At 40.5% G+C, this 21,076-nt stretch carries 26 protein-coding genes; 9 read left to right on the top strand and 17 right to left on the bottom strand.

Features of this window, described 5'->3' with window-relative positions:
- Positions 1-21 precede the first annotated feature (21 nt).
- Together A4U55_RS06000 and A4U55_RS05995 are read left to right on the top strand one after the other, a co-directional pair.
- Positions 22-270 (top strand): hypothetical protein, encoded by a 249-nt coding sequence (locus tag A4U55_RS06000; protein ID WP_003658608.1) that lies wholly within the window; start codon positions 22-24, stop codon positions 268-270.
- A gap of 215 nt (positions 271-485) precedes the next feature.
- Positions 486-851 (top strand): DUF2147 domain-containing protein, encoded by a 366-nt coding sequence (locus tag A4U55_RS05995; protein WP_003656921.1) that lies wholly within the window; start codon positions 486-488, stop codon positions 849-851.
- A 129-nt stretch (positions 852-980) separates the two neighbouring features.
- Here A4U55_RS05995 and glnK read toward each other — a convergent pair whose 3' ends face one another.
- Positions 981-1,319 carry a P-II family nitrogen regulator gene (glnK, locus tag A4U55_RS05990; protein WP_003656923.1) on the bottom strand — a complete coding sequence of 113 codons (339 nt, stop codon included), beginning with the start codon at positions 1,317-1,319 and terminating at the stop codon, positions 981-983.
- A gap of 198 nt (positions 1,320-1,517) precedes the next feature.
- On the opposite strand from glnK, the gene murD reads away from it, so the two are divergent.
- From murD to A4U55_RS05975, 3 genes are all read left to right on the top strand, one after another.
- Positions 1,518-2,918 carry a UDP-N-acetylmuramoyl-L-alanine--D-glutamate ligase gene (gene murD / locus A4U55_RS05985; RefSeq protein ID WP_003663176.1) on the top strand — a complete coding sequence of 467 codons (1,401 nt, stop codon included), beginning with the start codon at positions 1,518-1,520 and terminating at the stop codon, positions 2,916-2,918.
- Between the two features lie 172 nt (positions 2,919-3,090).
- Positions 3,091-4,266 (top strand): FtsW/RodA/SpoVE family cell cycle protein, encoded by a 1,176-nt coding sequence (locus A4U55_RS05980; protein ID WP_003656928.1) that lies wholly within the window; start codon positions 3,091-3,093, stop codon positions 4,264-4,266.
- A gap of 175 nt (positions 4,267-4,441) precedes the next feature.
- On the top strand, positions 4,442-5,836 hold the full coding sequence (locus A4U55_RS05975; protein WP_003656929.1) for an MATE family efflux transporter: 1,395 nt from the start codon (positions 4,442-4,444) through the stop codon (positions 5,834-5,836).
- A 32-nt stretch (positions 5,837-5,868) separates the two neighbouring features.
- Here the strand turns inward: A4U55_RS05975 and A4U55_RS05970 are convergent, their stop codons facing one another.
- Positions 5,869-6,450, bottom strand: coding sequence for an FxsA family protein (locus tag A4U55_RS05970; protein WP_003658612.1), 582 nt, complete (start codon positions 6,448-6,450; stop codon positions 5,869-5,871).
- 155 nt (positions 6,451-6,605) lie between these two features.
- Here A4U55_RS05970 and ruvC point away from each other — a divergent pair, with 155 nt between their 5' ends.
- Positions 6,606-7,196 (top strand): crossover junction endodeoxyribonuclease RuvC, encoded by a 591-nt coding sequence (gene ruvC / locus A4U55_RS05965; protein ID WP_003656930.1) that lies wholly within the window; start codon positions 6,606-6,608, stop codon positions 7,194-7,196.
- Between the two features lie 130 nt (positions 7,197-7,326).
- Here ruvC and A4U55_RS05960 read toward each other — a convergent pair whose 3' ends face one another.
- From A4U55_RS05960 to A4U55_RS05940, 5 genes are all read right to left on the bottom strand, one after another.
- A complete protein-coding gene (locus A4U55_RS05960) occupies positions 7,327-7,539 on the bottom strand; it encodes a cold-shock protein (RefSeq protein ID WP_003656932.1) in 213 nt (70 codons plus the stop codon).
- 347 nt (positions 7,540-7,886) lie between these two features.
- Positions 7,887-8,297 carry a hypothetical protein gene (locus tag A4U55_RS05955; RefSeq protein ID WP_003656934.1) on the bottom strand — a complete coding sequence of 137 codons (411 nt, stop codon included), beginning with the start codon at positions 8,295-8,297 and terminating at the stop codon, positions 7,887-7,889.
- Between the two features lie 108 nt (positions 8,298-8,405).
- On the bottom strand, positions 8,406-9,428 hold the full coding sequence (gene ilvC / locus A4U55_RS05950; RefSeq protein ID WP_003656936.1) for a ketol-acid reductoisomerase: 1,023 nt from the start codon (positions 9,426-9,428) through the stop codon (positions 8,406-8,408).
- 163 nt (positions 9,429-9,591) lie between these two features.
- The gene (gene ilvN, locus A4U55_RS05945) at positions 9,592-10,107 is read right to left on the bottom strand and encodes an acetolactate synthase small subunit (protein WP_003656937.1); all 516 of its coding nucleotides are present in this window, start codon (positions 10,105-10,107) and stop codon (positions 9,592-9,594) included.
- Positions 10,107-11,831, bottom strand: coding sequence for an acetolactate synthase 3 large subunit (locus A4U55_RS05940; RefSeq protein WP_194161781.1), 1,725 nt, complete (start codon positions 11,829-11,831; stop codon positions 10,107-10,109). Before A4U55_RS05940 ends, ilvN begins: the two co-directional genes overlap by 1 nt.
- 611 nt (positions 11,832-12,442) lie before the next feature.
- On the opposite strand from A4U55_RS05940, the gene A4U55_RS05935 reads away from it, so the two are divergent.
- The gene (locus tag A4U55_RS05935) at positions 12,443-12,832 is read left to right on the top strand and encodes a hypothetical protein (RefSeq protein ID WP_063454118.1); all 390 of its coding nucleotides are present in this window, start codon (positions 12,443-12,445) and stop codon (positions 12,830-12,832) included.
- A 145-nt stretch (positions 12,833-12,977) separates the two neighbouring features.
- Here A4U55_RS05935 and lysM read toward each other — a convergent pair whose 3' ends face one another.
- The 6 genes from lysM to A4U55_RS05905 all read right to left on the bottom strand — a co-directional run bounded on the left by lysM (position 12,978) and on the right by A4U55_RS05905 (position 17,033).
- Positions 12,978-13,475, bottom strand: coding sequence for a peptidoglycan-binding protein LysM (gene lysM, locus A4U55_RS05930; protein ID WP_003656943.1), 498 nt, complete (start codon positions 13,473-13,475; stop codon positions 12,978-12,980).
- Positions 13,476-13,689: 214 nt separating this feature from the next.
- A complete protein-coding gene (gene acpP / locus A4U55_RS05925; RefSeq protein ID WP_003656945.1) occupies positions 13,690-13,926 on the bottom strand; it encodes an acyl carrier protein in 237 nt (78 codons plus the stop codon).
- 190 nt (positions 13,927-14,116) lie between these two features.
- A complete protein-coding gene (fabG, locus tag A4U55_RS05920; protein ID WP_003656948.1) occupies positions 14,117-14,845 on the bottom strand; it encodes a 3-oxoacyl-ACP reductase FabG in 729 nt (242 codons plus the stop codon).
- Positions 14,842-15,801, bottom strand: a complete 960-nt coding sequence (fabD, locus tag A4U55_RS05915; protein ID WP_003656950.1) for an ACP S-malonyltransferase — start codon at positions 15,799-15,801, stop codon at positions 14,842-14,844. The genes fabG and fabD overlap by 4 nt, the downstream gene beginning before the upstream one ends.
- 269 nt (positions 15,802-16,070) lie before the next feature.
- A complete protein-coding gene (gene rpmF, locus A4U55_RS05910) occupies positions 16,071-16,253 on the bottom strand; it encodes a 50S ribosomal protein L32 (RefSeq protein WP_003656952.1) in 183 nt (60 codons plus the stop codon).
- A gap of 237 nt (positions 16,254-16,490) precedes the next feature.
- Positions 16,491-17,033, bottom strand: a complete 543-nt coding sequence (locus A4U55_RS05905) for a YceD family protein (protein ID WP_227513433.1) — start codon at positions 17,031-17,033, stop codon at positions 16,491-16,493.
- 165 nt (positions 17,034-17,198) lie between these two features.
- On the opposite strand from A4U55_RS05905, the gene A4U55_RS05900 reads away from it, so the two are divergent.
- Complete coding sequence (locus A4U55_RS05900) at positions 17,199-17,957, top strand: elongation factor P hydroxylase (protein WP_003663173.1); 759 nt, start codon at positions 17,199-17,201, stop codon at positions 17,955-17,957.
- 4 nt (positions 17,958-17,961) lie between these two features.
- Positions 17,962-18,528, top strand: coding sequence for a Sua5/YciO/YrdC/YwlC family protein (locus tag A4U55_RS05895; protein ID WP_003663170.1), 567 nt, complete (start codon positions 17,962-17,964; stop codon positions 18,526-18,528).
- An 86-nt stretch (positions 18,529-18,614) separates the two neighbouring features.
- On the opposite strand, the gene rplQ is transcribed toward A4U55_RS05895, so the two are convergent.
- The 4 genes from rplQ to rpsK are packed head-to-tail and all read right to left on the bottom strand — an operon-like array spanning position 18,615 to position 21,068.
- Positions 18,615-18,974, bottom strand: coding sequence for a 50S ribosomal protein L17 (gene rplQ / locus A4U55_RS05890; protein ID WP_003658620.1), 360 nt, complete (start codon positions 18,972-18,974; stop codon positions 18,615-18,617).
- Positions 18,975-18,992: 18 nt separating this feature from the next.
- Entirely contained in the window at positions 18,993-19,997 is a 1,005-nt protein-coding gene (locus A4U55_RS05885) for a DNA-directed RNA polymerase subunit alpha (RefSeq protein WP_003663169.1), read from the bottom strand.
- 24 nt (positions 19,998-20,021) lie between these two features.
- Positions 20,022-20,663, bottom strand: coding sequence for a 30S ribosomal protein S4 (gene rpsD, locus A4U55_RS05880; RefSeq protein ID WP_003656961.1), 642 nt, complete (start codon positions 20,661-20,663; stop codon positions 20,022-20,024).
- A 12-nt stretch (positions 20,664-20,675) separates the two neighbouring features.
- The gene (gene rpsK, locus A4U55_RS05875; RefSeq protein ID WP_003656963.1) at positions 20,676-21,068 is read right to left on the bottom strand and encodes a 30S ribosomal protein S11; all 393 of its coding nucleotides are present in this window, start codon (positions 21,066-21,068) and stop codon (positions 20,676-20,678) included.
- Between the last annotated feature and the right edge of the window lie 8 nt (positions 21,069-21,076).

Genomic DNA, 21,076 nt, shown 5'->3' with positions numbered 1-21,076 from the left:
AAAATCATTGAGGAATATACCATGATACATCCTTTTGAAAATGATGAGCAAGCGCTGACCATTGGAGATCTGACCATCGAGAATCATTTTGATGTTGTGCAAATCTTCGGTGAACTTTCTATCACTAAATGTCAAGACGGTCTAACTCAAGCGATGGCTTTACAAGATTTTGCTAATCGGTTGGTAGCGGCACTTAAAAATGAACCTTTAGATGAAATAAAGGCTCATGATATGTTACCATCTGAGCAGATTGATAATCCTTTTGCTTAACATTGCTTTTGCTTAACATTGAAAGTGTCGCCCCAATGCTCACAACAAAACGATCACCTTGCCAAATCATGATAAAAATTTCATACTAAGTATTTACAAATGGTCTTAAGCTTCGCTATAATAAAAATGAGTGAACAATTCACATTTATATCACCAAAGCCGATCTATCATACCAAAGTATTTCCAATACGGATCAATACATAAAAGGAGCTTATATGAAGCTATCTACCAAATTATTCACCTTAGGTGCAGGCGTTTTATTGTCAGTCTCAGCATTTGCCAATGATGCCATTGTTGGTAAGTGGAAGATGAGCGAAAAAGGTGAAGAAAAAGCCATCATTACCATCAGTCAAGCTGGCAACGGCTATCAAGGTGTGATGACACAAGGCTTAACCGATAAAGCCAAAAAGCGTGAAGGTACCATCGTATTGACAAATATCTCAAGCCAAGGTGAGGGTAAATATAAAGGCAAAGGTGCTCATCCTACTCTGCCCATCAAAGGCACTGTTAATATTACTGTGAATGGTAACACTATCACCATTAAAAGCATCGCTGGCACCCAAACAGGTGTAAGACAATAATCACGCCATTTGGTAGCAAAAACCAATAAAAAAGCACTGAATGTCAATCAAGTGCTTTTTTTGGCTTTAAACTAAATCAGCGATAAGCTAAATCAGCGATTGGTCATCGGCTCCAATACAGACTTTGCCTTATAAGGCACTTTCATCAAATTCGCCAGTTCGAATGCGAATGACACGCTCAAGCGGACTAACAAAAATCTTACCATCACCAATTTTACCTGTATTTGCAACTTTAATGATTGACTCAATAATTGAATCAACCATCTCATCACGACATGCTATCTCAATTTTAATTTTTGGTAAAAAATCAACCACATATTCCGCCCCACGATACATCTCGGTATGACCTTTTTGGCGACCAAAGCCTTTGACTTCAGTGACGGTGATACCATTGACGCCAATTTCTGAGAGTGCTTCTCGCACATCATCGAGTTTAAACGGCTTGATAATTGCAGAAATCAGTTTCATAAATATTCCTTGGCGGTTGGCAGTGTATATTAATCATAATAAAATTATTATATAAGGCAAGGCAATAATTCACAACATCATTTTGTAACAATTCACCGCTTTGATATCAGCTAATATAGCACACGAACCTGCTACCACTTAGTGCCAATACCTGTTAAAATAGCTCATAGGTCGTGATTATTATTGTGAGAAAATATTATGTCAAAAAAATATGCCGTCGTCGGTTTGGGCAGCTCTGGACTGTCAGCTGTGAATTTTTTGGTCAATCACGGTCACAAAGTTAGCATCATCGATGGTAATCCCAATCCTACCTTGGCAGATAAACTGCCCACAGGCGTTCATTGTCATTTTGGCAGCTTGGACAGTGAACTCTTAAGCTCAGCCGATCAGATCATCATCAGCCCCGGCATTAACCCAAGAACGCCGAGTATTGTCGCCGCCAAAGCTCAAGGCATTCCTGTGATCAGCGATGTTCAATTGTTCATTGATACACTCAAAGCACGAGATCTAACTCAAGCAACAAACACACCAATCATCGCCATCACAGGCTCAAATGCCAAAAGCACTGTTACGACATTAGTAGGCGAGATGGCAAAACATGCAGGCATGATTGTTGGTGTCGGCGGTAATATTGGCACGCCTGCACTTGAATTATTAACGATCCAAAATATGGATTTGGTGGTGCTTGAGCTGTCAAGTTTTCAGCTTGAGCATATCTCAAATTTGGCAGCTCAAGGGGCAACAATTTTAAATCTCTCCGCTGATCATCTTGATCGGCACGATGGCATGGTGGATTATTTGGCACAAAAATTGCGTATTTTTGAAAATTGCCAAACCGCCATCATCTGCCAAGACGATGCCAATTTAGCCAAGCAATGCTTGACCACACTGACAAGCGTTGCCCCAAATCACACCATTATCACAACAAATAGCTTACTTAGCCACCAAACGGCAGATTTTTATTTATTTGATGATGGTGATGGTATGGCATTATATCATCAAAAAAACAAACTTTTACCAATCCATCAATTAAAAATCAAAGGCAAGCATAACCTACTCAATGCCTTATCTGCACTTGCCTTAGGCACAGCTGCCAATCTTCCCATGGATGCCATGCTTGATACCCTTAAGACTTTCAAAGGGCTACCGCATCGCTGTGAATATATTGATGATATTGATGGCAAGGCATATTTTAATGATTCAAAAGGTACAAACATCGGCTCAACCATTGCAGCAATTGATGGGCTTGGCACGGTTTATGGCATATCATCACTGGCATTGATTTTGGGTGGGCTTGGTAAAGGTCAAGATTTTAGTGAGCTGTCAGCATATGTTATGCAGTGGGTGGATAGTGTGTATTTAATCGGTCAAGATGCCCCGATAATTGAGCAAGATTTACTCAAAGGTGATGCACATTTGGCATCTAAAATATATCAGGTTGGTACACTTGATCGGGCAGTATTGGCAGCCAGTCAAAGCACCGCTAGGGCTGTGCTTTTGTCGCCTGCTTGTGCTAGCATGGATCAATTTAAAAATTATAATGAGCGAGGTGATAAGTTTGTTAACATGGTTCACGCTTTAGCCCATGCACCCATTTAGCCCATCCATGCAAACGCCCTGCTTGATTAGGTACATAAATTGTAAGCACCGCTTTTGTCAAGCAGATTGCCCAACAGATTAACCCGACCAAATCACTTGAAATTTCCACATTTTTAATTCAAAAATCCGTTATAATAAACAGTTTATACAAAACCAACTCACAGCAGCACTCATGTCCCAATTCTCCGATAAATTTCTTGGTTTTTTTGATAAGCTCAATCCACGAACGGTATTGCTTACCAGTTTGAGCTTGATCATCTGTATCAGCCTTTTGATGATTGCATCAGCATCCATTCCATTTTCTGCTGCTCGCGATTTGGCATCACTGAGGTTTTTTTGGTATCAGTTGGCATATGTCGTCATCGGTACTATGATTGCAATGATTGTTTATCGCATTCCTTTGAGAGTTTATTATCAACGAACGCATATCAATGTGGTATTTTTGATGTGGGTAACCGCTTTGGGGCTACTCATACTTACAGCAATGTTTGGTGATGTGATTAATGGATCGCGGCGATGGCTTGACCTTGGGATATTTAATCTACAAGCTGGTGAAGTTGCCAAAGCTGTCATGGTGTTTGTAACAGCAGATTATGTCGTGCGTCGATCTGCAGAGCTACGGAGCAATGTTTTTACAGGGGTGCGTCTATTGGCATGGTATTTACCAGTGGGCGGACTGTTGCTATTTCAACCAGATTTTGGTACTGTCTTGGTACTATTTGCCACTTTGATTGTCATCATCTTTGTCAGTGGTGCGCCTGCACTACAGTACGCTTGGATTTTATTCATGGCAATCGTTTTAGGAGGCATTGCAGCTTGGCTTGAGCCTTACCGCCGTGAACGAATTTTATCTTTTACCGATGCTTTTGATGATATTCAAGGTTCAGATTTTCAGCTGGCACGCAGTTTGATCGCTTATGGTCGTGGGCAATTAAGCGGCATTGGTTATGGGGATAGTGTCCAAAAATTATCACACCTACCCGAAGCACACACTGATTTTCTGCTTGCCATCACAGGAGAGGAACTTGGCTTTTTGGGTGTGGCAACAGTTTTATTTTTGGAGATGCTGATTATTCTTAGCATTATGGTCATTAGCCTAAGAGCATTAAAATGCCGACAACTTCGCTTAAGTTATACCATTTTTGGTTTTGCGGTGGTTATATTTGGTCAGGTCATCATCAATGCTGGTATGACCATGGGACTTGCACCCACCAAAGGCTTAACCATGCCATTTTTTAGTTTTGGTGGCTCATCCATGGTTGTGCTTTTGATTATGATTGGTTTTATTTTAAGAGTAGATAAAGAAAGCCTTGAGATTCATGCACAGCGTCTCAACGATAAATATTAGACCATCTTAACTTAATTTACCTATCTTTGATTGTTGATTAACATGACCGTTTTTATAGGATTGTGTGATTGATTGGTATCTATCCATCTGCTTGTACCATATCTCCCAATTAAGCCCACTCACTGTTTATCACTTGGTTTTATACCCAAGCCAACTTATTTTATGACCTATTTGTATGCTATTAGATATCACCCGCTTTGAATATCGTACTTATAAAAAAGAATTATCAGCACTTATTCATTTAAGTACGCCCATGCTGCTTGCCCAAATCGCCCAAGTAGGTACAAGTTTCATCGATACCATTATGGCAGGCGGTGCGGGCAAAGGTAATTTAGCGGCAGTGGCTCTAGGCGGCAGTGTTTTTATTACTGTTTATGTCACCTTAATGGGTGTGATGACTTCGCTCAATCCCATGATTGCACAACTATTTGGTGCCAAAAAGTCGCATGAGATTGGTGAAATGGGGCGACAAGGTCTTTGGTATGGGGTACTTATGGGTGTGCTTGGCATGATTTTAATGTGGCTTAGCATCACACCTTTTGGACTTTGGTTGGATATCGATGAAAGCACTTTTATTATCACCAAGCAGTATTTATGGTTTATTGGTCTTGCCATGCCTGCGGCAATGATACATCGTGCTTTACATGCCTATGCTTCTAGCCTAAATAAGCCCAAAATCATCATGTGGGTCAGCTGGCTATGTTTTTTGATTAATATTCCACTGAATTGGATTTTTGTCTATGGTAAGTTTGGTATGCCAGCATTGGGCGGTGCAGGTTGTGGCTTGGCAACCGCAATTGTATTTTGGCTAAATGCAATCATTCTTTTCATCTTAATCCAAAAAGACAAGCAACTACAAGCCTTTGGGCTAATGGATAAGTTTAGCCTGCCTAATGTTAAAATCCTGCATGAGATTACTCGGCTTGGCATACCCATTGGCTTATCATTTTTTATTGAAGTTAGTATATTTACTTGTATTATGTTTTTGGTCGCTAGGTTAAATGGCAACACAGAAGATTATGTCGCTGCCCAACAGATTGCGATCAGTTTAACCAGTTTAATTTTCATCATTCCCCAAAGCTTAGGGATTTCGACCACCGTGCGTGTCGGTTACAGCTTAGGGTGTGAAGAGTTTAATCGTGCTCGTTATATTTCAGGCGTTTCTATTGCCACAGCCATACTCATATCCATCGTAACAGCAATTTTCTTGGTGGCTTTTCGCTATCCTTTGGTGAGCATGTATACCGATGATATGGCGGTGATTGGCATTGCAGGCAGTGTTATTTTATATGCCGCTGCTTTTCAATTGGGCGATGCCATACAATGTGTTGCAAGCTATGCTTTGCGTGGTTATAAAGTCACCACCATTCCGATGGTGATTCATATCATTGCATTTTGGGGATGTGGCTTAATTCCAGGGTATTTTATGGCATTTCATGGCGGTATGGGGATTTATGGATTTTGGACTACCTTGGTAGTTTCGCTCGGCGTGGCGGCAGTGCTACTACTTTGGTATCTTGAAATTCATAGCAAAAAAGTCATCGCCCAAACTCGGATTCGCACCCTATAAAATCATATAGCCCCAAAAAAAGGGCTATCAAATTATTCATCATTGGCAGAGCGAATACGCTTGACTTGTTTATCAACAGTTTTAGCTTCCCCATCAACCGTTGTTCCAAAGCCGCCATGCTTACCAAAAGGATTTGACTTCATACCACCTTGAGCAAAAGGGTTTTGACCCATGCCCCCAAAAGGGTTTTTACCACCCATTTGACTCGCCATCATCTGCATCATTTTATCTTGATTTTTGACGGCATAATTTTTGGCGGCGGCGGTCAGTCTGGTTTGGATAAATGGCACTAATAATACCAAAGCTGCAACATCCGTTAAAAGACCTGGAAGTAACAACAACAGCCCCGCCACGCCCATGGCGATGGATTTAACCAGTGTTGACTCAGCAGGTTGATTACTCGGATTGGGTATCACACCACGCTGCATGGCTTTCATTTGCTGTGCCATTGGATTAAGCGATTTTGCAGCTTTTTTAATCATCATAATTCCAATGATTGCTGCGATGATGAACCAAAAAAATACATACCAACCACTGATAAATTGTGCCACCAAATACCAAAGCAGCATTTCAATGACAAACCAAATCAGGGCAATACCCACCAATGCACCCACGCCCATCTCCTTTAAATCTAATAAATAAATGAAAATATATAAATAAAATACGCTATAATATCAATAAATTAGGACATTTGGCAAGTTTTCAAGTATTTTTTATTGTTTAGTATTTTTAGTAATAATTTTGATGATAATTTTTTGGTAATCATTGTATGACACTTATTATTGGCATTGACCCTGGTTCACGCTTGACAGGTTATGGTATTATCAGTACAAATAATGATCAATTAACCTTTTTAGATGCTGGCACCATCCGTACAAACAGTAGCGACATCACCGAACGCATTGCTCAGATTTTTGCTGGAGTTTCTCGGATTGTTAATCATTATCAAAAATACAGCAATAAACCCATACAAGCTGCCATTGAGCAAGTGTTTATGGCAAATAATCCTGACTCTGCCCTAAAGCTTGGACAAGCTCGTGGCGCCGCCATCGCCGCTTTGACAGCTCAAGATTTACAAGTCAGTGAATACACCGCTCGTCAAATCAAGCAGGCTGTCTGTGGCTACGGTGCTGCCGATAAAGAGCAAGTCACTGCCATGGTCTGTCGTATTTTATCATTGGATATTATCCCACAAGCTGATGCCGCCGATGGTTTGGCGTGTGCCATCTGCCATGCCCATTCATCACACTCAATGCATAAATTATTTGGTGTAAGTACGCTGGGCAACCGTACTGGTAACAAAAAAAAGGGTCGCTGGCGGTTGGACGAAGAATCACTGCTTAGGCTCAAAAATCGTTAATTTGAAGGCATCTAAACAAATCCATCTTACACCTCCAAAATCAATAATGCAGATGATGATAGCAAAAACTGATCAGCATAAAAATACCACCTTAACTATATAAAGGTGGTATTTTGATCAAATCAATGACTTAAACTTTTTCGATTTCTTCAGCTTGTGGGCCTTTTTTGCCTTCGCCTAAGATGAAAGCAACTTTTTGACCTTCTGCCAAAGTTTTAAATCCTGAGCCTGTAATGGCACTATAATGTGCAAATACATCTTGACCACCATTATCTTGAGCGATAAAACCAAAACCTTTTGATTCGTTGAACCATTTTACAGTGCCAAGAACTTTTTGTGACATAACAATTTTCCTAATTTGGATGAATGAAAAGCGTAAAAACGCAACTTATGCTATTCATGCAATAAAACATACAAAAACGATCGGGATAACAGGCGGGTTGCCCCATCTTCATTCAATCTTCCAAATAAGAAACTTACTGGTCTTGCCTAAAGAATGCTTGATACCACTGCGTCTATCTGCAGTTGGGAAAGTGGCCAGTATCAGCCAGCTTTGGGTACATAAATACCATGAAAACTATTATAACAAATTTTATTAAAAAAGGGAATTATTTTTCATCATTGATGACTAATAAAGTAATCGCCATCAAAAATCACGGCAATCCAAGCTCAATCCATCATTTAATCAAATTAAATTTGAATTAAGCCCATGCTTTCAAGTAAGGCAGTCAAACATAAGATGCTATAGACCAAACCAAAGGATTTGCAAAAGCTTAAGTATTTTTTGGGTAATGCCACTTCGGCAGGATCATCAACCTCAATGCCACGCATCAACATTGCCGAATATGCCAAACCCAAAAGCCCATACAGCGGATACACCATCGCTACCACCAAGCCCAAACCGACAAGATCCAAAAAATACCAAGCCAAACACGCTGCCACCATCCATGCCGAGGTTGATAGACTGATGAACATAAATATACTATTTTTAAGCAGCAGCTTGCCACCGTTACGCTCAAGCAATGTTGATTCAATCATCACAAAGATGGCGATCATCAAACTTAGTGCAATAAATACAACTTCTAAAGAAAAATCAGGCATAAAAGACTTATCAATATCAAAATAGCATTCATTATAACGGTTTCATTGAATAATTTCAAAAAAACAGCCACCAATTTGGCAGCTGTTTTAGACATTGATTCAAATTAATCAGTTCTTTTGTTTATCAATAATCTTATTGCCACCAATCCAAGGCATCATTGCACGCAATTTTTCGCCTGTTGTTTCGATAGGATGTGCAGCATTATTACGACGGCGAGCGGTCATAGATGGATAATTGGTTTGACCTTCAGCGATAAACATCTTAGCATATTCACCATCTTGGATACGCTTTAACGCATGACGCATGGCGGCACGAGATTGCTCATTGATGACCTCAGGACCAGTCACATATTCACCATATTCAGCGTTGTTACTGATTGAGTAGTTCATGTCAGCGATGCCACCTTCATACATCAAATCAACGATGAGTTTTAGCTCATGCAAGCACTCAAAATATGCCATCTCAGGTGCATAGCCTGCCTCAACCAAAGTCTCAAAGCCCATTTTGACAAGCTCAACTGCACCGCCACAAAGTACCGCTTGCTCACCAAATAGATCTGTTTCGGTTTCATCTTTAAAAGTGGTTTCGATGATGCCAGAGCGACCACCGCCCACACCTGCTGCATAAGATAGTGCAAGCTGCTTTGCCCCACCTGATGCATCACGCCAAATGGCGATCAAATCAGGAATGCCGCCGCCTTTGGTAAATTCAGAACGAACCGTATGACCTGGTGCTTTTGGTGCAACCATGATGACATCTAAGTCAGCGCGTGGCTCAACTTGGTTGTAATGAATAGCAAAGCCATGTGCAAAAGCCAAAGTTGCACCTTGTTTGATATTTGGCTCAATCACCTCTTTATAAAGTTCACGCTGAAACTCATCTGGCGTCAAAATCATCACCACATCAGCACCTGCAACCGCTTCGCTGGTTTCAGCCACTTTAAGACCAGAATTTTCAGCCTTTTTCCATGAAGCAGAACCTTGACGCAAACCAACAGTCACATCCACACCGCTATCTTTTAGGTTTAATGCGTGTGCATGACCTTGAGAACCGTAGCCAATGATGGCGACTTTTTTGCTTTGGATGATTGATAAATCACAATCTTTGTCATAATAAATATTTAGGCTCATAAAGTTTCCTTAAAAATTTGCCAAAATTGGCAGGGTTAAAATAATTCGTTTATGGTTAATTAATGATCGCTAATTAATCACTGTATTGTTCATGGCAGTCAATTCATTTTATAAAATACATTTTTTGTAAACTAATAAACTGCCTAAAACATGGTTGATAGGATTAAATCGCCAAAGTTTTCTCACCACGAGCGATACCAATCACACCTGAGCGTACCACTTCTAGGATACGGTCACGACCAATCACATCGATAAAACCATCCAATTTGCCAGCATCACCAGTAATTAAAATTGTATACAAGTTTGTGCTGACATCGACTATTTGGGCACGAAATATATCGGCATTACGCTTGATTTCTTCACGGTTTGAACCCGTTGCACGCACCTTAATGAGCATCAACTCTCGTTCAACATGATGACCGCCTGACAGCTCGGACAGATTTTGGACTTTAACCACCTCGATCAGTTTATGCAGCTGCTTGGTGATTTGTTCGATTTTGTCATGTGTTGTAATGGTTGTCAAAGTCAGCCGTGAGATCGTTGGGTCATCCGTGGCTGCTACATTGAGCGTATCAATATTATAGCCACGCTGAGAAAATAAACCGACAACACGAGACAGCGAACCTGCTTCGTTTTCCATTAATACAGAAATCAGATGTTTATGTACTTGATTTGGCATTAGGTACGCTCCCCTTTTGATAACCACATATCACGCATTGATTGGCCAGCGACTTGCATCGGATAAACATGTTCACCTTTATCCACATAGACATCAATAAATACCAAACCATCCATTTCTAGGGCTTGTTTTAGCTCTTCTTGCATGGTAGCAGGATTGGTAATTTTTACACCTTTATGCCCATAACTTTCTGCCAATTTAACAAAATCAGGTAAAGATTGCATATAAGATTGAGCATGGCGACCTTCATAAAGCATATCCTGCCACTGCTTAACCATGCCAAGCTGAGCATTATTTAAATTTAAAATTTTAACTGGTAGATTATACTGTAGACAAGTTGACAGCTCTTGGATGTTCATTTGGATTGAGCCTTCGCCAGTGATACAAACAACTGTCTTTTTTGGGTGAGCTAATTTTGCTGCCATAGCATAAGGTAAACCAACGCCCATTGTACCTAAGCCACCTGAGTTTAACCATTGGCGTGGCTCATCATACTTATAATACAATGCAGCAAACATCTGATGCTGACCAACATCGGAGGTAATGATTGCTTCACCATTCGTCAGCTTATAAAGCGTCTCAACCACATGCTGGGGCTTGATGGCATGTGTTTTGGCAGTCATATCATCTGCATCATAGCGAAGACCATGGCGTTTACGCCATTCATTGATTTGTTGCCACCAATCATTGAGCGCATGTTCATCGATACACTTATCAATCTCTGCTAGCAAGGCAAGCATTTCATTTAGTACCAGCTTAACATCGCCAACAATCGGAATGTGTGCCATAATCGTCTTTGAGATACTGGCTGGATCGATATCAATATGAATGATCGTTGCATTTGGGCAGAATTTTTTGACATTATTGGTCACACGGTCATCAAAACGCACACCCACTGCCAAAATCACATCAGCATGATGCATGGTCATGTTCGCTTCATATGTGCCATGCATACCAAGCATTCCAACAAATTGTTCGCCTGAGCCTGGATAAGCACCCAGTCCCATTAGGGTATTAGTAACAGGTAGTTTGAGCGTATCGGCTAATTGACGCAGCTCTTTACTGGCATTACCAAGCACCACCCCACCGCCTGAATACAGTACAGGGCGTTTGGCTGATAGTAGCGTTTCGATGGCTTTTTTGATTTGTCCGCCATGACCTTTATTAGTAGGCTGATATGATCTGATATTGACTGTCTTTGGCATGATATAAGCAAATTTATCACTTGGGTTGGTCATATCTTTTGGAATATCAACCACGACAGGACCAGGACGACCCGAGCCTGCAATATAAAATGCTTTTTTGATGATTGTGGGAATGTCTTCGGCATGGCGAACTTGAAAACTGTGCTTAACGATGGGGCGTGAAACGCCGACCATATCACACTCTTGAAACGCATCATCACCAATCAAACTAGATGGTACCTGACCTGCCAACACAACCATTGGGATTGAATCCATATAAGCAGTTGCAATGGCTGTTACAGTGTTGGTTGCACCTGGACCTGAAGTCGCCAAAACAACGCCCGTCCTGCCTGTTGTACGACTGTATGCATCGGCCATATGCCCTGCGGCTTGTTCATGACGCACCAAAATATGTTCAATTTTATCTTGCTTAAATAAAGCATCATAAATATGTAATACCGCACCGCCTGGATAGCCAAAAATATACTCGACACCTTCATCAATCAATGCTTGAACAAGCATCTCAGCGCCTGACATCATGGCTATTTCACCGCGTGCGATGATATCTTGGAGTTCACGAAAGTGCGCAGCAGCATCTTTGGTTTGAGTATGCCCCGTCATATTTGGGGATTGGGTAGTTTGTTGCGTCATAAGTTACATCCTTTTGTCATCGTGACAATATTCAGACGAAGAGCGTGGATTGATTCATATCAGGCAATCGGCTGCCATACGCAGATGAACTTACAACAAAGTGACTTGGAAAAATCCAAAACAACAAAGGGAAATTTCTTGCGTCTTGCAGACTGGTAAGTCCTATTGCAATGTACAGTCGTGCGTCATCAGACGGTAATCTAATGGCACCAAATGCACAAACGCAGCACCTGATAAATAGCTACGCCGACTTCAGATGACGCCAATCAAAATTACCGACCGATGAGCGTCATCAAAATAATGCCACTTATCTTACCTGAAAACTTTCATCTTGCCAACCTGTTTTTAGTACTTTTTAAAAATTTATCAAATAAATCAGTTATATCTTTGCCATGTTTACCAATCCCTCCACTTTACTCGCCCTAAAATTCGATAAAATGACTGTCTTTAGCACCAACCGAATGATACAATACAGCCAGTTGATGATTTGTTGGTGCGTCATGACTGGTCAATTAATAAAAACAACTAAAAATACCGTGTGCCAAGTTGCTTTATGGCTAGGAATCTGCGTCAATGATGCTCACAGTACCATGATTTTTCAAAGTGTGGGGGTATTTGGAGAGCCAGTTTTTAGCCAAATAGCACCCATTGGCAAGCCATCCACAGCCATCAAAGTACATTATTTTAGCGTCCCAAAAAATCATCAAAATACACAAGCCTGCCATTATCTTAAAACCAACCTTAACACCTTGAAATCAGGGGGTGTCATATACGAAATTGGTGAAAACGGTCAACAAACTAAGCTCACACCCGATCTGATCCAACAAAAAATTCACCACATTCAAACCGCTATCGACAATCATTGTCGCAACTCAGTCTATGCTCATTAGTGCATAAAATATATATTAATTGGTTATCCAATGACTAAAAAACCCAAGCACTGATTTAGTACTTGGGATTTTTATGATGATGCGATATGATATCAAGATATTACTTTATTTAAAAATCTTTGAATGATAGCACGCAGACGATCAATTATTGTGGGATACGCAATACTTGACCTGGATAAATCTTATTAGGATCTGACAGCATGGGCTTGTTAGCATCAAAGATTTTCATATAATCATTCGCATTGCCGTACATTTCCTTGGCAATTTTTGATAAGCTATCACCTGATTTAACGGTATAAAATCGTGATTCAGGTTCAGCAGATTCCACCTCAATATTGTCAACCACCGTCTCAACATACTGGACATTACCCACCGCAAGGCGTGCTCTTTCACGGTCGGCTTGCGTTTTGGCAACACCCGATAATGTGACTGTGTCTGTATCGCCATTATAATTGACTTTTAAGCCACTGATATTGACATTTTGAGCTTGAATACGAGCAAGAAGTAAATTGGCAATCTCTTGAGCGGTTGGCTCTTCTGCAGGTGTTGCAGCTGGAGCAGCGGTTGGTTGGGCTGCGTCTTGTTTTTTATTACGATGAAATAATTTGTCACCAATATCTTTTGCAAAGCTAAAAACACCCATTACATTCTCCTTAATTATGAATTTTTGATTTAATCAGATAGCACAATTTGTGCTAAAGTTATCCTAAGCCAAAGCCAAGATAATGCATAGTGAAATTTGACAGTAAAAGCGTTACAATGTGTAGAATTAGCCTACCAAATATTTTCTGCCATAAAAAAGTCACCTCAAAACGAGATGACCTTAGGAGATAAGCTGTCAGACCAAGCCAGTTGATTTAAGCGACTTTGTCAGAAACATAGTCGATGGCTTTTTGAACCGTCGTCAGTTCCGCTGAATCTTCATCAGGAATGGTGATGCCAAAGCTGCTTTCAAATGCCATAACTAACTCAACCAAATCCAAAGAATCAGCACCCAAGTCATCCATAAAAGATGCCTCGTTTTTGATTTCGTCAACACTTAAACCAAGCTGTTCTGCGACTGCGTCTTTTACTTTAGCTTCGATATCACTCATGGTAATTTCCTTTATAATGATTAACCCTGTAGCACCATGCTACCGTAGGTTTGGATAAAACTTAATAAATATCATAATGTATTTATTGAAAAAGTGCAAGTATTTATGAATACATATGTTCACTTTTTATTATGATAGTGGCAAATTAAGACTTTTGTCAATGAATCAATCCTTGTCAAAATCATCACATTTACATGTACATGCCACCATTAACTGCCAATACTGCACCTGTAATATAGCTGGCATCATCACTGGCTAAAAATGATACAGCTGCCGCAATTTCTTCAGGCTGAGCCATACGACCGATTGGAACAGCATCTAACATAGAGTTAACCAAACGCTCATCTAGTGCTTCGGTCATGTCTGTTTCAACAAATCCTGGTGCAACACAGTTGACTGTTACGCCACGCGAACCAATCTCTCGAGCTAATGCACGACTAAAACCCTCCACGCCTGCTTTGGTGGCAGCATAGTTTGCTTGACCTGCATTCCCCATCTGTCCGACGACCGAGGTAATATTAATAATCCGACCTTGGCGTGCTTTCATCATACCACGAACCGCACGGCGACTCATACGATAAACAGCGGTTAAGTTGGTATCAATCACACTTGCCCAATCTTCATCTTTCATACGCATGAGTAAGCCATCTTTGGTAATGCCTGCATTGTTGACCAACACATTGATTCCACCATAAACACTGTCAATTTCTTCAAATAGCTTATCAATATCTTCATGGTTGCAAACATCTAAGATGCGACCAATACCACCTGATTCACTCAGATAATCGCCAATCGCCTCTGCGCCTTTTTTGCTGGTGGCTGTTCCGATAACAAAATGCCCTTCATCGGTAAAACGCTTAGCAATTGCCTTGCCAATACCACGACTTGCACCTGTGACTAATACAATTTTTCGACTCATACCAAATTCTCCAATTTTTCTAGGCGTGCCAATTTATCTGTTGGTAAAGCGGTTATCGGTGTTGCTTGACGCTTGGCCAAATTTGACAAAACATTACCTGGACCGCATTCAAGTATCAAATTAATACCACGCTCTGATAATTTTTCCATGGTTTTTGACCACAATACAGGCATCGATAACTGTTCAATCAAAGCTGTCTTAATTTGTGTTGTCTGTGTATGAATTTTAGCATGGCGGTTTTGTATGACAGGAATACTTGCTTCACCAAAATCCGTCTCACCCAAAAGTTTTGCCAAAGCATCACTGGCAGGATTCATCAAAGCACAGTGAGAAGGCACAGAAACCTTGAGCGGAACAGCTTTTTTACCAAGTGCCTCTACTGCTGACAAAACACCTGACACGCCCACCGCTGTGCCTGCGACGACCACCTGCCCTGGGCTGTTAAAATTAGCAGCATCAACTGTGCCTGTGGTTGTGCTAACTTCTTCACATAAGCTTACCACCTGTTCATCATCCAAGCCTAAAATCGCTGCCATCTGAGTATCAATACTCTGTACAGCTTCTGTCATAAATTTACCACGCTCATGCACCAACTTCACTGCATCTTTAAGGTTTAGTACACCTGCTGCGACCAAAGCACTATATTCCCCTAGCGAATGTCCAGCAAGATACATCGGCTTAATGGATTGGGCTGATAAGATTGGCTCAATAATTTGCCAAATTGCGATACTTGAAGTTAATAAAGCAGGCTGCGTATATTGAGTCTTATTCAAACAGTTTTCATCCTGTGTGACTGACCATAAATCAAAGCCCAAAGCTTCACTTGCTTCATCAAATGTCGTACGCACACTTTTGAATGCTTTATCAAGCTCATCCATCATACCGACAGATTGAGACCCTTGACCGGGGAAAACTACCGCCAAACGCTTTGTCATACCGCTGTTGGCTTCTGTCATAATTCACCTGTTTGTACATTGACGATAAAAATACCGTATAAACCATATTGCCAATTCTTAAGCACCCATTTAATTTGGTACAAGAAAGTTTGCCAATTCTACCATAAAAATAAACATTTGTTTACCCAAAACTATCTCAAATCACAAAAAATTTTAGATAGTATGAATGTGCTTTGTTTTAAATGGCATTTTGTCAATAATATCATGACAATAACAAAAAAACCAAGCCCGTTCATATTGGCTTGGTTTTATGACTATAAAAATAGCACTTAGCTATCTTGACTTACTTTAAATAGCTGACGACCACGATAAAAACCATCTTTGGTCGCATGATGGCGAAGGTGTTTTTCGCCAGTGGTTGAATCGATGCTTAGCTCAGCGATAGCGATATGGTCGTGTGAACGACGCATGTCACGGCGTGAGCGGCTCTTGCGGTTTTGTTGAACTGCCATGATAGCTCCTAATAATCAGTCAGGCAAATTTGCCCTAAAGAAAAACGGTTCGTGCGTCTTTGTCAATTTGTGTCAATGCGATTTAGCATCAATCGCTGTCCATCATAGACCTATGCACAATAAACGCTGTATTATACGCAAAAAACTTGTAAATTTCAAAGCCTAATCGCATAAATTTACAAGTTTTTTAATAAAAAGCTACTTTTGTGATAACTTTTAAAGTCATTTGGGCAATTTTTAAGATAATTTTCCTTTAAGCTGAGCTAATGAAGCAAAAGGATTTTCTTGCTCTTCCTCATATTTTTCTTCATTAAGCATTTGAACTGGCATATCACAGTCTTGATGCTTTGGCGATAAAGGCAAAGTTAATAACAGCTCATCTTCTAGCAAGTCCTTAATGGGCAGCTTTGCTGTTTTTGTTGCAAGCTCATCAACCAAAATATATTCAGCATCATTAATACGCCCAATATCACCATCCGATGACAAAACTGCCAAGCGATATTCTCCTGAAACATCGATACCTAAAGACTCCAAGCATCTTTGACAAGTCACAAAAACCTCTCCTGATACTTGATAGTTTAGCCAAACAATGCCTTCTTGTTTAGTTAGTACAAATGTTAAGTCTAGCACACTATCAGCGACCGTTTGCTCACTCAAGCGTTTAAGCTCGGTACTTGATAAATTGCCCTGCCATTTAAATCCAATATCTGCCCATTTATCAAGCATAATATTGGCGGGCAAGCTTTGTTGTTTGGGGTGGTGATTTACAGTTTTTGTCATCATATTATAAAGCTATGTGTGCAATTTGCCCATTATTATGGCATAAGTTCATCGTGGTTAAAAGGAATTTTTAATTTCAGCATCTTAGTATGGCAATTTGCCAAAATACATTATAATATCTCAAAATCAATCAGCCAAAGCCAATTTACTTTAAAAGCTTCAATTATGATAAACTTCAATCATCTTTCACCAGATGTGAATAAATGCCAACAGGCAAGCACCATCCAGCATGCCAAATACATTCAGACACTATGGCAGCAATTTCATCAAAGACCCATTGCTAAACTTCAAATCATCTTGGAGAAAATTTCACCGCCGCCATGGCAAAATTTTTATCATCGCTGGCAGCTCATCCAAAATAATACAAAAGATGAGGCACAAGATGAGCAAATACTGACTGACTGGTTAATTCACTTATTTGATTTGCTATTTAATCATATGTATTTTGACCAAATTCCGACCGTGCTGGTGCGTGGTGAAAGCGAACCTGAATATTTTCCCAGTGAGCATAATGCACCTGCACGCATTGAATTTGCACATGGTTTTTTTCAAAGTGCATTACATGAAATTAGCCACTGGTGCATCGCAGGACAAGCTCGTCGCAAGCTCAATGACTTTGGTTACTGGTATGAATCCGATGGTAGAAATGAACAAACTCAGCGGTTATTTGAGCAAGTTGAAATCAAGCCACAAGCCATTGAAGCTTTATTAACTTTAGCTTGCGGTCGATATTTTTATGTCTCACAAGACAACCTAAATGCAAATTTTGATATCTCAAACAGCACCTTTGCCCAAGATGTCTTTAACCAAGCTAAATTTTATCTATCAAACCCAAGCACCCTGCCCACAGACGCGCAACTTTTATTATGGGTTATCTTAACACTCAGCCATTCAAACTACTACACAACAATTAAGATGAGGTAAACAAATGCAAAAATTTTATATTCATCCTGACAATCCCCAAAAGCGTGTGTTAATACAAGCTGCCAATTTACTCAAAAATGACCAATTAATTATTTATCCAGACCCAAGCGGATATCGCTTAGCCGTCAGTCTTGATGCCAAACAATCACTTGCCCAAGCATTACGCTTTGGTCAATACGAGCCTAAATTTTGTTTAATATGTCGCCATATCAGTGAAATATCAACCTTTGCCAAAATCAGCGATTTTGCCCATCGAAATTTAAAAAATACTCTCAATAAAAACACTCATTTTTTATTAAACCCAACCAAATCAGCTCCAAAGAAATTTGTAAATTCTAGCGACAAAAATATTTGTGCCAGCCTTGCCCACACACCAATCGTACTGAGCTTAATTGAAGCACTAAATGCACCATTTATTAGCATGCCAATTTATCTTAATGGAGAAAAAGTAACATACGATAGCACCTATGAGCTTGAAGCTATGATGGAAAATTTGGTCGACGGATTTTTGGACGCAGGTGAATTACAAGACCAACCATCACCAGTTGTCTCGTTAATAGATGCAAGCTGATATTATGATAGAAATTAAGAACAATATTGCATTAAAAATAAAACCCTGATAAATAATCAGGGTTTTTAATGAAGCAGTAAAATCCATTATGGACGATCTACCAATTCAACATAAGCCATTGGTGCATTATCGCCATCACGAAAACCGCACTTGATGATACGCAAATATCCACCTGGACGAGTTTGGTAACGAGGGCCAAGCTCACTGAATAATTTACCAACCATATCCTTATTACGCATACGGCTGAAAGCAAGACGGCGGTTTGCAACGCTATCTTCTTTTGCCAAAGTAATCAAAGGCTCTGCCACACGGCGAAGCTCTTTTGCTTTTGGCAAAGTGGTTTTAATTAGCTCATGCTCAAACAATGAATTAGTCATGTTTTGGAACATAGCCTTACGATGGCTGCTGGTGCGACCCAGCTTGACTCCGCTTTTACGATGTCGCATGGTCAAGTATCCTTTAAATTAGCGGCTACGATAAGAAAAACGATCATCGACACGCAAATCACTTGGCGGCCAGTTATCTAAACGCATACCAAGTTCAAGATTTTTAGATGCAAGCACATCTTTAATCTCAGTCAATGATTTCTTACCAAGATTTGGTGTCTTCAATAGTTCAGTTTCTGAACGCTGTACCAAATCACCGATGTAATAAATATTTTCAGCTTTCAAGCAATTTGCCGAACGAACCGTTAACTCAAGATCATCTACTGGGCGTAACAGCACAGGATCAATCTCTTCTTTTTCTTTGATAGGCTCAGGCGCTTCTTCAGCTTCAAGATCCACAAAAATAGCAATTTGCTGTTGTAGAATCGTTGCAGCTTTGCGAATAGCTTCTTCTGGGTCAATCGTGCCGTTGGTCTCAAGCTCGATAATCAGTTTATCAAGATCGGTACGCTGTTCAACACGAGCATTTTCAACATCATAAGCCACTCTGATAATTGGGCTAAAGCTTGCATCAAGCTTTAGGCGACCAATAATTTTAGAATTGGCATCTTCACGACGCTGATTGGCAGGCTCATAGCCACGACCTGTCACTACATGTAGGCGCATCTTCAGATGACCACGCTCACTCAATGTACCAAGTACCAAATCAGGATTGGCGATTTCAACATTGTGTGGTAGCTCAAGATCAGCAGCAGTTACAACTCCTGCACCCTGTTTATCCAAAGTCAAATATGCTTCATTCTGGTCATGCAGAATAATCGCTAAAGACTTCAGATTTAAAAGAAGATCGAGTACATCTTCTTGCAACCCTTCTAGTGTTGAATATTCATGATCAACACCTTCAATCTCAGCTTCTACTACTGCAGCACCTGATAACGAAGAAAGTAGAATACGGCGTAGAGCATTACCTAGCGTATGCCCAAAACCGCGCTCTAACGGCTCGAGCGTGACCTTTGCAGTCGTTTCATTGACCGTATCGACATTAATCGCACTCGGTGTTAGAAACTCAGTTGCATTTGTCATAGTGTCACCTCGATTTAATTCGGATTATTTAGAATATAGCTCAACAATCAAGTTTTCATTGATTTCAGCTGGTAATTCACTACGCTCTGGCGCAGATTTGAAAGTACCTTGTAGTTTACTGTGATCAACTTCTAACCATGCTGGGATGCCACGCTGTGTCGCAAGCTCAACTGCGTTTTTAATACGAAGTTGCTCTTTTGATTTTTCATGCACTGCGATCACATCACCATCTTGAACTTGAATTGAAGGAATGTTAACGCGTACAAACTCATCACGACCAGCTTTTTTTAGCATGATAGCACGATGGCTAACCAATTGACGCGCTTCTGCACGCGTTGCACCAAAGCCCATGCGATAAACAACATTATCAAGGCGGCGTTCAAGGGTAACCAACAAGTTTTCACCAGTTGCACCACGCTCACGTGCTGCTTCTTTATAATAGTTAGAAAACTGACGCTCTAATACACCATACATGCGTTTAACTTTTTGTTTTTCACGAAGTTGTGATGCGTATTCAGAGGTTTTATTTTGGCTATTACCATGCTGACCAGGTACACGACCTGCTTTTTTTGTCTTAACATCGTAAGGCTTTACACCTGATTTTAATTGCAGGTCAGTACCTTCACGGCGAGACAATTTTAATTTTGGACCAATATAACGAGCCATAAGTCTATCTCCTTAAACGCGGCGCTTCTTGGGTGGGCGGCAACCGTTGTGTGGAATTGGTGTTACATCGCTTATGCTATTAATTTTATAACCCAATGCACCCAGTGCACGAACCGCAGACTCACGACCTGGTCCTGGACCTTTTACCAAGACATCAACATTCTTAACACCATAGGTTTCTTGTGCTGTTTTACCAGCAACCTCAGCTGCAACCTGAGCTGCAAATGGTGTAGATTTGCGTGAACCGCGGAAGCCTTGTCCACCAGAAGTGGCCCAAGCCAATGCATTACCTTGACGATCAGTAATCGTTACAATGGTGTTATTAAAAGACGCATGAATATGGGCGATACCTTCAGATACCGAACGACGAGCCACTTTTTTGCGGCTACGAGTGTCTTTTGCCATCTTTTAGC

Origin of the sequence: Moraxella catarrhalis (assembly GCF_001632285.1) — a bacterium.
GTDB lineage: Bacteria > Pseudomonadota > Gammaproteobacteria > Pseudomonadales > Moraxellaceae > Moraxella > Moraxella catarrhalis.
This window is presented reverse-complemented; position numbering and strand designations above follow the sequence as displayed.

Bases quoted from the DNA above. Each gene is read 5' to 3' on its own strand.
- A4U55_RS06000 (WP_003658608.1), top strand. From the start codon at position 22: ATGATACATCCTTTTGAAAATGATGAGCAAGCGCTGACCATTGGAGAT.
- A4U55_RS05995 (WP_003656921.1), top strand. From the start codon at position 486: ATGAAGCTATCTACCAAATTATTCACCTTAGGTGCAGGCGTTTTATTG.
- glnK (WP_003656923.1), bottom strand. From the start codon at position 1,319: ATGAAACTGATTTCTGCAATTATCAAGCCGTTTAAACTCGATGATGTG.
- murD (WP_003663176.1), top strand. From the start codon at position 1,518: ATGTCAAAAAAATATGCCGTCGTCGGTTTGGGCAGCTCTGGACTGTCA.
- A4U55_RS05980 (WP_003656928.1), top strand. From the start codon at position 3,091: ATGTCCCAATTCTCCGATAAATTTCTTGGTTTTTTTGATAAGCTCAAT.
- A4U55_RS05975 (WP_003656929.1), top strand. From the start codon at position 4,442: ATGCTATTAGATATCACCCGCTTTGAATATCGTACTTATAAAAAAGAA.
- ruvC (WP_003656930.1), top strand. From the start codon at position 6,606: ATGACACTTATTATTGGCATTGACCCTGGTTCACGCTTGACAGGTTAT.
- A4U55_RS05960 (WP_003656932.1), bottom strand. From the start codon at position 7,539: ATGTCACAAAAAGTTCTTGGCACTGTAAAATGGTTCAACGAATCAAAA.
- A4U55_RS05955 (WP_003656934.1), bottom strand. From the start codon at position 8,297: ATGCCTGATTTTTCTTTAGAAGTTGTATTTATTGCACTAAGTTTGATG.
- ilvC (WP_003656936.1), bottom strand. From the start codon at position 9,428: ATGAGCCTAAATATTTATTATGACAAAGATTGTGATTTATCAATCATC.
- ilvN (WP_003656937.1), bottom strand. From the start codon at position 10,107: ATGCCAAATCAAGTACATAAACATCTGATTTCTGTATTAATGGAAAAC.
- A4U55_RS05940 (WP_194161781.1), bottom strand. From the start codon at position 11,831: ATGATGTCAGGCGCTGAGATGCTTGTTCAAGCATTGATTGATGAAGGT.
- A4U55_RS05935 (WP_063454118.1), top strand. From the start codon at position 12,443: ATGACTGGTCAATTAATAAAAACAACTAAAAATACCGTGTGCCAAGTT.
- lysM (WP_003656943.1), bottom strand. From the start codon at position 13,475: ATGGGTGTTTTTAGCTTTGCAAAAGATATTGGTGACAAATTATTTCAT.
- acpP (WP_003656945.1), bottom strand. From the start codon at position 13,926: ATGAGTGATATCGAAGCTAAAGTAAAAGACGCAGTCGCAGAACAGCTT.
- fabG (WP_003656948.1), bottom strand. From the start codon at position 14,845: ATGAGTCGAAAAATTGTATTAGTCACAGGTGCAAGTCGTGGTATTGGC.
- fabD (WP_003656950.1), bottom strand. From the start codon at position 15,801: ATGACAGAAGCCAACAGCGGTATGACAAAGCGTTTGGCGGTAGTTTTC.
- rpmF (WP_003656952.1), bottom strand. From the start codon at position 16,253: ATGGCAGTTCAACAAAACCGCAAGAGCCGCTCACGCCGTGACATGCGT.
- A4U55_RS05905 (WP_227513433.1), bottom strand. From the start codon at position 17,033: ATGACAAAAACTGTAAATCACCACCCCAAACAACAAAGCTTGCCCGCC.
- A4U55_RS05900 (WP_003663173.1), top strand. From the start codon at position 17,199: ATGATAAACTTCAATCATCTTTCACCAGATGTGAATAAATGCCAACAG.
- A4U55_RS05895 (WP_003663170.1), top strand. From the start codon at position 17,962: ATGCAAAAATTTTATATTCATCCTGACAATCCCCAAAAGCGTGTGTTA.
- rplQ (WP_003658620.1), bottom strand. From the start codon at position 18,974: ATGCGACATCGTAAAAGCGGAGTCAAGCTGGGTCGCACCAGCAGCCAT.
- A4U55_RS05885 (WP_003663169.1), bottom strand. From the start codon at position 19,997: ATGACAAATGCAACTGAGTTTCTAACACCGAGTGCGATTAATGTCGAT.
- rpsD (WP_003656961.1), bottom strand. From the start codon at position 20,663: ATGGCTCGTTATATTGGTCCAAAATTAAAATTGTCTCGCCGTGAAGGT.
- rpsK (WP_003656963.1), bottom strand. From the start codon at position 21,068: ATGGCAAAAGACACTCGTAGCCGCAAAAAAGTGGCTCGTCGTTCGGTA.